Origin of the sequence: Methanococcoides sp. (genome assembly GCF_030594565.1) — an archaeon.
Classification (GTDB): Archaea; Halobacteriota; Methanosarcinia; order Methanosarcinales; family Methanosarcinaceae; genus Methanococcoides; species Methanococcoides seepicolus.
This window is the reverse complement of record NZ_JAUVEY010000063.1, coordinates 1-11,918: the sequence shown is the minus strand read 5'-3', so window position 1 is coordinate 11,918 and position 11,918 is coordinate 1. Positions and strand designations below refer to the sequence as shown.

Genomic DNA, 11,918 nt, shown 5'->3' with positions numbered 1-11,918 from the left:
CGAGATTCTCCACATTGTCCTATGAGCTTCATACCCCAACGTTACCATTGGCGCGTGTCATAATAGGATTAACCCAAATGGAAGGGATAGCGTTGCCGCAATTCATGTTATAACTTCTTGTCGCACCTTATCCTAACAGATTGTTTAGGTTAGATTCCCAAACTTCTCCATATTGTCCTATGAGCTTCACACCCTGACGTTACCATCAACGCATGTCATAGTAGGATTATCCCAAATGGAAGGGACAGCGTTTCCGCAATTCATGGTTTAACTTTCTTGTCGCACTAATCCTTACAGCCTTGACATTGATTTGTTGAAGCCTGAGAAAGAGGATATGTGGTTTTATGGTATCTCTTCAAAAAGATATGCTCTTTACACTTATGAGAATGAACAGATCAAGTTCATGGAAGGAGAGAGATCTTTCAAATTGCATGGACTTGGACATTTAACAAATCCATTTCCAAAAGATGTTGAAGATTGGCAGGCTGAGATATGGGAAGATATTCTCATGTTGCATTATGGATTAATTTCAGAATTGGATATTGAAGAGAAGTATTCAAACATGTATGCTATCTCAAGGCTCACTGTTTCAACTGCAAATGTCCTGAGAAGATTCAAGGGAATTAATATTAAGAAAGATTGGAAAGACCAGATTAAACCTTTTAATTTTTATCATGTTGGGTTTCAGGTTGCTGAAAAAGATGGTCAGGCGGTAAAACCATTAGTTCCATTTTCAAATGATCCTCAAAGCATTGTTTATGAACCGTTTATTGATTATGCAACAGGAGAGATTAAACAAGGATCTCATTATTTTAAGCCTTTAAGCAGGACAATAATGCAGTATGTAGATCATCTTGAGCACAAGTTTGATGGAGAAAACGGAGTTCTTGAAAGAAAGCATGTCCATGCTGATTCTGTGGTTTATATTGGGAAGGAAGCAAACAATATTGATGAGCAGGAATTAGATGTGAAGAAAGCTCAGGAGTTTATAGATGAGAAGTTAGTTTATGAGTTCATTCTGAATCTGACTCCTGAGAAAGCAAGAGATATTGGAATTAAGCATAGGAGTGCATTGGCTTATTTGAAGAAAAAAGCAAAAGAAGGGAAATTGAATTTTAAGTCAAATCATGTGCAAAGAGTTGTTAATCACATTCAATCAAGTTACTGATGGTAATGAGTTTATTATTTGAAGAAGAGTATTTAATGTTGAAAGGGATTGTGGAACGGCATTTAATAGGGGGGTTAATTTACTTAGTTTATTATTTAATCCAGATGGAGTCGCACTCTTATCGGAAAGAATTTTAGTGCATATATCTTTTATTTGATGCTGTTCCTCGTTCTTAAATGCATTAATATCATTGAGTATTTTTTTTATTTCATCATCAAGTATAGGTTTAAGCACTTGAATGACAACTTCGTTTTTTATTTCGACAGAAATTTCGTTATTAATGTGGCTATTAAACACAATACTTTGAGAATTACCTTCCTTTTCTGAAGCACTGTGGTGAATTGTTTCAAAATCATATTGTCCAATTAAATGAGATATTTCGTATATTATAGCCGCTTGTATGTTCAAAGCTTGTTTAAAATTTTTTAAAATTGTTTCATTCTCAGAATACCCGTGTTTTTGAGGAGAACAAAATGAAAAGTCAATATAACATACAGCTTTTTCATGTTCATTTTTAAAAGACTTTATGTTAGACGGTACGTAAGTTTCAATTAATTTAAGTGATTCAATGTACCACGCATTGTACTGATTATTAAAAATCTCTTTTAAATAATTATCAGGATTCGACCAGAAAAATTGCTCTTTTTCTTTTTCAATTGAAGTATCAGGAATAATAATAATAAATGATCTAAAAAAATTTTCTGCACTTGTATTAATTCGATCTGCTGTCTTGCACAATCTTGAAACTTTATCAATTAGTTCCATATATGAACTCATTTTTTAATCACCACTTTTTTAACAAACATGTAGTAATAGTTATAAAGTTTTTTATTAATGTGTATTATTCACCCACCATTTCATGATTAAAACAGCTTAAATAGTAGTGTACAAAAAATCAACAGTACTTTTTCTCATATGTTATGATTATGGTTGTGCGACTAAATGACACAAACCCGTACAAAAAAACAGACTTACCTATATCCCCACATAGCAAGTCGGGGATATAGATAACGTGAAAAAACCGAACTCTGATAATTTGATTACAAAGATTGGGTATAATTAACAAAACAGTTAAATTAATTTAGTCAAGCTGATTGATTTCCTTATCGGTAAATAATATATAGATCATAATATACTTTGATTCCTTTATGTATAAAAGAATTAAATTATTCTTCTTGTGTATAGTGATAAGTTTGATTGCTCTATCTGGTTGTATCGAAGAAGATTCTAATATTTTGAGTATTGGTAATACTGGATTCACAGGAGATTCTCTTGAAATAACTGTAGCGGATTATAAACTAGTTGATTCGTTTGAAACAATGAATGCTTTCAACAAACCCATCTATTATTATCCACCCGAAGGAGCTCAATTTTTACTGGTTTATTTAGAAGCCACAAATGTAGGAACGGATAAAACTCCGAGTGATACTATTACCCTTAATAAAGACCTTATCAGCTCTTCAGATGTTGACACTCCAATACTTTCATATTCTGGAAACAACCTTGAAGCTAATGATAACATTATACTCTATCGTTCTTCTGACTCATATTCCGATAAAATATATAGCGTCTCATCAATAAATACGCATTATTTATTTGCATTGTTTGATAAGAACCATGAGCCTAAATTTAAAGGATATGGAAATGTTTATCCTAATATAACCAAAGAAGGATGGATTGCATTTTCAGTTCCAAATAATATAGATTTAACAGAAACACATATAAAAGTCCATGGATTAACATGGGCTTTCTAATTTTTTTAAAAAATTAACAGCATTTACCCCAAGTTTCCAACCTTTCCCTTACATGAGCATTGAGAATTAACAGCTTGTCACCCATAGCATAAGCTCCTAAGTTTGACATTTCATTCAAGAGTGTCAAATTATGTACAATTGTGAAATGTAACTGCTTATACCTGACATTTATGTGTAGTTTGTCAAAATATGTACGATTGTTAAATTCAGTACCAACAAATTTCTTTAACATATCACCCTTCCAAACAATGATAAATACTGGTAGTTGACATATTGTAGCTATATAAGGATCATCTGTGGGAGATGGGTAGATGCCGTTGAGTATGGAAAAAGGCAATTCGAACGGGGATAGTATCAAACTGAAGGTAGCTGAGGCGACCCAGGAAGATGTGGGAAAAGGTATTGTGCGTATCGATCCGAAACACAGGGAAAAGATCGATGTTGCAGAATATGGAGTCGTGGAGATAGAGGGGGGACGTAAGACATCAGCACTGGCGATAAATACTGATCAAGTAGATGCCGGGCTTGATGTCATCCGAATGGATGGCCTTATGCGTGCCAACGCAAAGGTCAGTATCGGAGATTATGTCGAAATAAGAAAAGCGGAGTGGAAGGAAGCAATTAATGTCACTTTCGCACCTGTGAGCAAAGGAATGCACATTTCAGCTTCAAGTGATATACTTGCATCTGTTTTCAGGAACAGGACCTTATCAAAAGGGGATTTTATCTCTACAACAAATTTCAAGAGATCAAAGAGCGGCCCTGCCAGAAGCATGATGTTAGAGGATATGTTCAGTGACATATTTGATTACTCATTTGGCCTGGGTGAGATCAAGATGCAGGTGATCTCAACATCCCCAAAGGGCATTGTAAAGATCACTGATCTGACAGAACTCAAACTGCTGCCTGAAGCTGTAGAGCTCCCGCCGGAGCAGTCGATACCAACTGTAATGTATGAGGACCTTGGTGGTATCAAACCAGCAATTTCCAAAGTAAGGGAGATTATAGAGCTTCCGTTAAAGCACCCGGAGCTATTTGACCGGTTGGGCATAGAACCACCACGGGGCGTACTGCTGCATGGTCCTCCCGGGACCGGGAAGACAATGCTGGCAAGAGCAGTTGCCAATGAATCTGATGCTTATTTCGTATCTATCAACGGTCCCGAGATCATGTCAAAATACTATGGTGAATCCGAGCATCAGATACGTGAGATCTTCGATGATGCCGAACAGAATGCACCTGCGATCATCTTCCTTGATGAGATAGATTCCATCGCACCAAAAAGAGCAGAGGTTACCGGAGAGGTCGAAAGGAGGGTAGTCTCACAGCTTCTTTCATTGATGGATGGGCTGAAAGAGAGGAAGAATGTCATCGTTATTGGTGCAACCAACCGTCCGGAAGCCCTGGATATGGCCCTGCGTCGTCCCGGGAGGTTCGATCGTGAGATAGTTTTGCATGTACCTGATCAGGATGGCCGACTGGAAATATTCCAGATACATACCCGCGGAATGCCACTGGCAGATGATGTGGACCTTAAGGCACTGGCTGAAACTACCTATGGGTTCGTGGGAGCGGACATTGCAGCACTTTGTCGAGAAGCGGCAATGAGCACCCTCAGGAAGGTCCTTCCCCAGATCAACCTTGAAGATGAACACATCCCGGTTGAGATCCTTGAAAAGCTCAGCGTGACATCGGAAGATTTCAAGTTAGCACAGAAGGATGTGCAACCATCCGCCATGCGTGAGATCATGATCGAGACGCCAAATGTGGGATGGGACGACGTAGGGGGATTGGAAGATGTCAAGGAACTGCTCAAGGAAGCTGTTGAATGGCCTCTTAAAAATCCGGAATCGTTCCAGCGTATCGGAGTGGAGTCTCCAAAGGGGGTTTTGCTGTATGGACCACCGGGAACCGGTAAGACCATGCTGGCAAAGGCCATCGCCCATGAATCCAACGCTAATTTCATAACCGCAAAGGGAAGTGACCTTCTTTCAAAGTGGTATGGGGAATCTGAAAAGCACATCTCAGAGATGTTTGCCCGTGCCCGCCAGGTTGCACCATCCATTGTTTTCCTTGATGAGCTTGATGCACTTGCACCCATACGCGGAGGAGCAATGGGAGAACCACATGTTACAGAACGTATCGTGAACCAGTTGCTCTCAGAACTTGACGGTCTTGAAGAGTTACACGGTGTTGTTATCGTAGGTGCTACGAACAGGCCTGATATCATCGATCCGGCACTGATCCGCCCGGGAAGATTTGATGAAATGATACTTGTCCCTGTGCCAGATCTGCCCACCCGTCGTAAGATCTTTGAGGTCCATACCAGAAAGATGTCACTTGCAAGTGATGTCAATATAGATGAACTGGTAACTTCAACAGACAAGTATACAGGAGCTGATGTTGCAGCAGTCTGTAAAAAAGCAGGACGCTTTGCCCTTCGTGAAGACCTAATGGCAAAAGAGGTCTCACAGAAGCACTTCCTGAAAGCGATCGATGAAACAGGAACATCAGTTACCTCTGACACCATGAAATATTACGAGAACCTTAAAGGCGACCTTCAAACCAAGAGATCAAGGGAAATCGAGAGTCCTGTCTATGGATGATGCTTATTGAAAGATATCAAACACAAAACCAATTGGTTCTGTAGAGACCCCCTTCCCAAAATTCCCTCGTCTTTCGACTGGCATTTTGTATCATATCATTTCTTTTTGTGTAGGTATTGGTACAACTCCAGAAGCATCACCAATCACATTGACAAGTTCTGTATCTGTACCAACGATGATCTTTGTTCCGTTTTTCAGTGCAGCAACGGTTGATTCAAGTTTCTTATAATCGATTGCATTATCAACAAAGTATTTTTGAATTGATTCGTTGACCAGCTTTATTTGTTCTGCATCGGCTTTTGCGACTGCTGTTATTGCATACGCTTTCCCGTTTGCTTCCAAAATTGCGGCTTCTTTGAGTCCTTCGGCTTTCTTGATCTCCGCACGTTTAAAACCATCTGCCTCAATTTCGGCAGCATTCGCAAAATCGGCGGCAGCGATCTTTTTGTTGTTTGCTTTCACGACTTCGTTCATTGCCTCTTGAACATCCTGAGGGGGTTCAATTCTTTGAATTTCAACACGAAGGATATCCACACCATAGCTTTTTGTTTCCTCGTTCAATACTTGTTCCACACTATCATTTATTTCAGCGCGGTTCTCGTTCGCATCGGTCAATGTCATTTTACCAATAACCGCCCTAAGTGTGGTTCGTGCAAGTGAAGAAAGCTGACGTTTATGGTCATCGACGTGATAAAGTGCAGCTTGCGGATCATTTACCTTATAATAAACGACGGCATCAACGATAGCGTTCAGTTTGTCACTTGTGATAACCATCTGTGGATCGACATCCACCATTTGTTCGGTAATGTTCACGATCCTTACTTTGTCCACGAATGGAATTAAAATGTGCAATCCGGGTTCAAGCACCTTTGTGAATTTACCAAACCGCTCGACCACACCGTATTCAATTGGTCTGATCTGTGCAAAAATGATCGGGTTTGATCTCAATTCTATATTTGTTTGTCTCTGTGATCTTTCATTGAAAGACATATGTATCACTCCTTGGAATTTTATTAGGGAAGTTGTAATATATAAATTGGTCTGTAATATAAGATTGCATTCAAGATCTGTATATTATAATTGGGGTACAATTGTAAAATTCTGCAAAGCCGAAACATAGAACCTATAAGTGAATAGAAACACATACTAAATTTGGATGGATGAAAATGGCTGTGAACCAAAAAAGCTGAGACTATTTCCATTACTCCTCATAACATTCATCGATACCCTTGGTTTCGGAATAGTAATCCCATTCCTTGTTTTCCTGGTGGATCAGTTTGGGGGGAACGCCATTGTTTATGGTTTCATCGGTGCTATGTATCCGGCTTTCCAGCTAATAGGGGCACCCATACTTGGAAGATGGTCTGACATTCACGGAAGGAAGAAGATATTGTTCATAACTCAGGCAGGAACATTATTTTCCTGGATAATATTCTTGCTTGCATTTTTCACTCCTTTGAAAACTCTGGTTACCGTGGATTCCACAGTCCTTGGATCATTTATCATCACAATACCCCTCCTCATCCTTTTCATAGCGAGGAGCTTTGATGGGCTTACGGGAGGAAATATAGCCGTAGCAAATGCTTACCTTGCAGACATAACTGAAGAAAATGACCGTAGCAAGAACTTTGGAAAAATGTCCATTTCCGCAAACCTTGGATTCATAATAGGGCCGGCACTTGCAGGCCTGCTTAGCATAACGATCTATAAGGAACTGATCCCAGTACTTGCTGCTGCCCTCATATCTCTGGTAGGAACTATTGTAATACTGCTATATCTACCGGAATCAAGGCAATGCAAAATACGAACAACAAAGAAGATCAGTTTCAGAGAAGTGATCGGAATAAAGAACATACCCTACATGTTGCTCCTATATTTCTTGATCTTTTTTGGATTCAATATCTTTTATACAGCATTCCCGCTTCATGCCATAAGATCCCTTCAATGGACCGTTGCTGAAATGGGGATATATTTCTCAGTACTTGGGATCCTGATGATAATAGTACAGGGACCCATACTCAGCCGAGCAGTGAAGAAGTATTCAGATGCTCACCTTGCCATAGCCGGAAGTGTTGTGCTTGGTACGAATTTCGTACTGCTTGCATCCGGGAACGTTGCCCTTACGTACCTTGCAGCTGCCTTCTTTGCACTTGGTAACGGCATTATGTGGCCTTCGATCCTGTCCATAATCTCAAAACTTGCCGGAGAAGATAATCAGGGTGCAGTGCAGGGTTTTGCCAGCAGTATTTCAAGCCTGTCCAGTATTTTAGGACTTATCTTAGGAGGATTCTTCTATGAAATATTTGGAGGAAGGGCGTTCATAGTAGCTGCAGTGATCATTTACACAGTATTCCTGCTATCCTTCAGAATGCTTACCTTTGAAAAGAAAATAAAGGAAGAAACAGAAAAATAAACAAGGAAAGTTAAAATAATAAAGAAGGAACGAATGGATCATTCCCCTTTGATCTTCTTCAGTTCATCAAGTACATCCATTGCATGCCCTTTAGCCTTGACCTTATCCCATACCTTTGCAATATTTCCTTCCGGGTCGATGAGGAAGGTCGTCCTGACAGTACCCATATATTCCCGACCTGCCATTTTTTTCAGATGCCAAACATCATAGCTTTGCTGAACCTCAGTATCTTCGTCTGAAAGAAGAGTGATCCCCAGTTCCTTCTTATCGATGAACTTTTTGTGTGATGCCTGGCTGTCTTTGCTGACACCGATCACAAGAGCATTTTCTTTTTCGAAATCATCTTTTAGCTTTGTGAATTCCATGGCCTCTATGCTGCAGCCAGATGTGTTGTCCTTTGGATAGAAATAAAGGGCTACCCATTTTCCTTTAAGCTCCTCCAAAGATATCTCATTACCTTCTGGATCTGGAAGGCTGAGTTGTGGGGCTTTTTCCCCTGCAGAAAGTGATGTTTTAGCCATTTTAGTACCTCACATTTATTTTAGGCATCCAGCTACAAAGGACCATCTACGAATAAAATGATCCATCTATAATATATGCTTCACATTAGCCCTTTCTTAAAGAATCCACAGGATCAAGCTTTGAAGCTTTATTTGCAGGATAGACACCTGCGATCAGCCCTACACCAACGGCTATGGCAACACCCAGAACGAAAAGGTACATGGGGAAAATGTAAGGCAGACCAAGGATAGTCACTGCAGCATAAGAGCTGACTAAACCCAATATCGTCCCCAAGATACCTCCTATAAGCCCAAGTATTATTGATTCGGTGATAAAAAGGGAAAGGATATTGGACCTCGTAAAACCCAATGACCTTAACAGACCTATCTCTTTTGTCCTTTCGGTAACGGTCACAAGCATAATGTTCATGATCCCAATGGAGCCGACTATCAATGAGATGAGTGCAACTGAGATAAAAAGAGAAGTAAGACCAGCTGAAAGCTCATCAAGCTGATCAAGAATGTCAGCCTGATTGAATATGGTATAAGGCTTTACATCCTCATTATCAAGCTCCCTTTCAGAAACTCCCAGGCTTCTGGCGATCTTCTTATCGATCTCATCAGAAACAGGACGTACCGATTCAGCATCTTCAACTGTTATTGAAAATCCCCCATAATCTTCAATTCCAAGCATCTCGTTCATCGTATCTATGGGAATGAATATCCTGACATCGGATTCGGCCCCGGTCTGTATAAAAGTAGTATCCGGACTATCAATGATACCAATTACTTTGAAACTGTGTTCTACAGGTGTACCATCCCTGCGTATGAACTCGATATCGATAGAATTGCGATAAGATATCTTCTGGTCGAACTTTTCATATGCAACATCTGAACCCAATACAGCAGTATACTTATCCTGGTCCGAAAAGAAATTCCCCACCTCCAATTGTATATTGCCGATCTTTTCATAATCGGCCGAGCTCCCTTGTATATCGATCTGTCTGATAGTACTGATATAAGTAACACCCGCCAATTGCTGCCGTATAGGGGAAACACCTTCGACCTTTGGAGTGTTCCTTATAGCTTCAAGCTGGTTGTCATAGAGTAGATTGATGTCCTCACTATAGATGACAATGAAGTTCGAGCCCTGAGACCCAAGCTCATCAACAAAGAACTGATTAAAACTTGCACCAAGAGATACATTTGCAACAACAGCAGCTATCCCTATGATGATACCAAGAGTTGTTAATGCAGATCGAAGCTTGTAGCTACTGATACTACCGATCGATAAATGCAGAGCCTGTGAGAACTTCAGCATACCGGAACACCCCTTTCATTCATAGCTCAGTGATTCCCCCGGGTCCATTTTAGCCGCTTTATTGGCAGGATAAACGCCTGCTACCACACCAACAAAAAGTGCGATCCCAAATCCCAGGAAGATAAGAGATATCGGGAAGACGAACGGCACATCTATGTACTGATTTACGAAGTAAGAAGCTATAACTCCCAGGATAACACCAAAGATGCCACCTAAAAAACCAATGATGGCTGCCTCTACAACAAAAAGTGTAAGAATATCCCTGTAAGTGAATCCCAGAGACTTAAGGATGCCTATCTCTTTTGTCCTTTCAGTGACCGTCACGAGCATGATATTAGTTATACCAATGGAACCAACAAGAAGGGCTATCAGTGCAATAACTGTCAATATCGAGGTGAGTGCAGTGGAGATCTGGTTGAGCTGTTCAAGAATATCCTGCTGGCTGAAGATCACATAAGGTTTTGCGTCCTCATTATCGAGATCACGGCTGGAGACACCAACAGATCTTGCAAGGTTCTCGTCGATCTCATCAGTAACGGTTTCAAGGACTTCAAGGCTCTCAGCTTTTATGAAAAAAAAACCAATATCATTTACACCCTGCATCTCCTGCATCACATCCAGGGGAATAAATACCCTGAACCTTGGATCGAGCTCAGGGGCAACATAAGTAGCATCTGGATCCTGAACTATACCCTTCACCGTGAACTTGTGGGTGCTTACAGTACCATCGATATTATTAATGGAAATATTGATGGAGTTCTTTACAGAAAGGTTCCTTTCAAATTTATCATATGCTATATCCGAACCTATCACAGCAACGAATTGGTCCTGATCAGTGAGGAACTGACCTTTTTCCATGACAATATTCCCAACTTCCCCATATTCGGAACGGACACCATTTATTGTGGCACTTCGACTCGAAGATTGATACGTGACAGTACCTATTTGTCCATTAACAGGCGATACCGCCTCAACACCCTGTGTGTTCCTTACAACTTCAAGCTGGTTATCATGGAAGACATTGTTCTTTTGCGTAAAAACAACAATGAAATTAGAGCCTACAGCTCCAATGTTATCTTCAAAGCTCTGGCTAAACCCCACGCCCAATGAAATGTTCACAATGACAGCAGCCACACCTATGATAATACCAAGCGTGGTCAAGGCAGAGCGTATTTTAGCACTGCGTATGCTTCCAAGTGCGATCTTCACAGCGTGCGAGAGCTTTACCATGATCTCAGCTTTCCATGGATATCCTTAGACCTTTCTTTCGGTACAAGTAATAAGCAACAACTACAATGACACCTCCAATTAACAGGACCACCAGTGTAGTGTGATCGTTGTCCTCCCCCACATGTTTCAATGTAAGGACACGTGTTCCGACAACTTCATCGTGTTCATTCAACCCATTCCTGTAATTCGTATTGATAGTAAGGTTCACCGGACCGGTCTTATCAGGATCTTCTGCCTGTGCTTCGATCTCAATGGTAAAAAGTTCGTCCGAGTCCATGGAGCCAACGAAATATTCCTGCGGAAGGAAATCAACACCATCTGCTTCAAGTTCTACAAGCACAGAAGATAGTGCATTCGGATGGATGTTCGCAACATCGAACTCCAGGTTCGCCTTACCATTCTCCAGAACAAGAGGCATGGAAGGAATTACCCTCACAGACGAAGATTCCACAACGACAGGCACCATCCAGTTATTATTAAATGAGTGGGAGTTACCTATCATGACAAGATCGAGGAAATAAGTACCATCTTCTATCGAATCACTTACCTTGATATTATAAGTGACCTGCACGAAATCTCCCGGTCCAAGCACCCCTTTACCTTCATAAGGCTGACTTGTAACGGTGATCGTATCAGTACCTATTAGTGTTGCGGATTGTACCCTTGCAAAAGTATCGTAGTTCACATCATCAATAAGGATCGTACTCTGTTGGGCAGTATTTGTCAGGGTAAAGCTCACACTACCCTCATCACCGGGCATAAATACCTCAGGTGAAGCGATTATGTTTGAGAGCCCCACGGTACCTTTGCTATCAAAAGTGGTGGAGCCTACTTTGATATCAAAAGTACTTTTTTGCCAGGAGGAGTCATCACTCGCACGATACAGTATGTCAAAACTGCCTGTACCTGCCTTTGCACCATCATCC

Annotated in this window: 10 protein-coding genes; 4 read left to right on the top strand and 6 right to left on the bottom strand. The window is 40.7% G+C overall.

Annotated elements, in window-relative coordinates; translation table 11 throughout:
* The first annotated feature begins 313 nt into the window (after nt 1-313).
* Nucleotides 314-1,168 carry a hypothetical protein gene (locus QAS77_RS06715; RefSeq protein ID WP_305064574.1) on the top strand — a complete coding sequence of 285 codons (855 nt, stop codon included), beginning with the start codon at nt 314-316 and terminating at the stop codon, nt 1,166-1,168.
* On the opposite strand, the gene QAS77_RS06710 is transcribed toward QAS77_RS06715, so the two are convergent.
* Entirely contained in the window at nt 1,157-1,945 is a 789-nt protein-coding gene (locus QAS77_RS06710; RefSeq protein ID WP_305064573.1) for a hypothetical protein, read from the bottom strand. The two genes, QAS77_RS06715 and QAS77_RS06710, sit on opposite strands and share 12 nt — an antisense overlap.
* 371 nt (nt 1,946-2,316) lie before the next feature.
* Here QAS77_RS06710 and QAS77_RS06705 point away from each other — a divergent pair, with 371 nt between their 5' ends.
* Nucleotides 2,317-2,922 (top strand): hypothetical protein, encoded by a 606-nt coding sequence (locus QAS77_RS06705; RefSeq protein ID WP_305064572.1) that lies wholly within the window; start codon nt 2,317-2,319, stop codon nt 2,920-2,922.
* A 311-nt stretch (nt 2,923-3,233) separates the two neighbouring features.
* Nucleotides 3,234-5,528, top strand: a complete 2,295-nt coding sequence (locus tag QAS77_RS06700) for a CDC48 family AAA ATPase (protein WP_442920364.1) — start codon at nt 3,234-3,236, stop codon at nt 5,526-5,528.
* Between the two features lie 90 nt (nt 5,529-5,618).
* Here the strand turns inward: QAS77_RS06700 and QAS77_RS06695 are convergent, their stop codons facing one another.
* Entirely contained in the window at nt 5,619-6,518 is a 900-nt protein-coding gene (locus QAS77_RS06695) for an SPFH domain-containing protein (protein WP_305064571.1), read from the bottom strand.
* A gap of 166 nt (nt 6,519-6,684) precedes the next feature.
* Between QAS77_RS06695 and QAS77_RS06690 the strand changes: the two genes are divergently transcribed.
* A complete protein-coding gene (locus tag QAS77_RS06690) occupies nt 6,685-7,941 on the top strand; it encodes an MFS transporter (RefSeq protein WP_305064570.1) in 1,257 nt (418 codons plus the stop codon).
* A gap of 38 nt (nt 7,942-7,979) precedes the next feature.
* Here QAS77_RS06690 and bcp read toward each other — a convergent pair whose 3' ends face one another.
* The 4 genes from bcp to QAS77_RS06670 all read right to left on the bottom strand — a co-directional run.
* The gene (gene bcp / locus QAS77_RS06685) at nt 7,980-8,462 is read right to left on the bottom strand and encodes a thioredoxin-dependent thiol peroxidase (protein ID WP_305064569.1); all 483 of its coding nucleotides are present in this window, start codon (nt 8,460-8,462) and stop codon (nt 7,980-7,982) included.
* A gap of 85 nt (nt 8,463-8,547) precedes the next feature.
* Nucleotides 8,548-9,762, bottom strand: coding sequence for an ABC transporter permease (locus QAS77_RS06680; RefSeq protein ID WP_305064568.1), 1,215 nt, complete (start codon nt 9,760-9,762; stop codon nt 8,548-8,550).
* Between the two features lie 15 nt (nt 9,763-9,777).
* Nucleotides 9,778-10,992, bottom strand: a complete 1,215-nt coding sequence (locus tag QAS77_RS06675) for an ABC transporter permease (protein WP_305064567.1) — start codon at nt 10,990-10,992, stop codon at nt 9,778-9,780.
* A gap of 4 nt (nt 10,993-10,996) precedes the next feature.
* The coding region (locus tag QAS77_RS06670; protein ID WP_305064566.1) for a hypothetical protein at nt 10,997-11,918 on the bottom strand (922 nt) is incomplete at its 5' end.

What these genes read in the sequence shown, in the direction of transcription:
- QAS77_RS06710 (WP_305064573.1), bottom strand. Translation starts at nt 1,945, where the DNA reads ATGAGTTCATATATGGAACTAATTGATAAAGTTTCAAGATTGTGCAAG.
- QAS77_RS06705 (WP_305064572.1), top strand. Translation starts at nt 2,317, where the DNA reads ATGTATAAAAGAATTAAATTATTCTTCTTGTGTATAGTGATAAGTTTG.
- QAS77_RS06700 (WP_442920364.1), top strand. Translation starts at nt 3,234, where the DNA reads ATGCCGTTGAGTATGGAAAAAGGCAATTCGAACGGGGATAGTATCAAA.
- QAS77_RS06695 (WP_305064571.1), bottom strand. Translation starts at nt 6,518, where the DNA reads ATGTCTTTCAATGAAAGATCACAGAGACAAACAAATATAGAATTGAGA.
- QAS77_RS06690 (WP_305064570.1), top strand. Translation starts at nt 6,685, where the DNA reads ATGGATGAAAATGGCTGTGAACCAAAAAAGCTGAGACTATTTCCATTA.
- bcp (WP_305064569.1), bottom strand. Translation starts at nt 8,462, where the DNA reads ATGGCTAAAACATCACTTTCTGCAGGGGAAAAAGCCCCACAACTCAGC.
- QAS77_RS06680 (WP_305064568.1), bottom strand. Translation starts at nt 9,762, where the DNA reads ATGCTGAAGTTCTCACAGGCTCTGCATTTATCGATCGGTAGTATCAGT.
- QAS77_RS06675 (WP_305064567.1), bottom strand. Translation starts at nt 10,992, where the DNA reads ATGGTAAAGCTCTCGCACGCTGTGAAGATCGCACTTGGAAGCATACGC.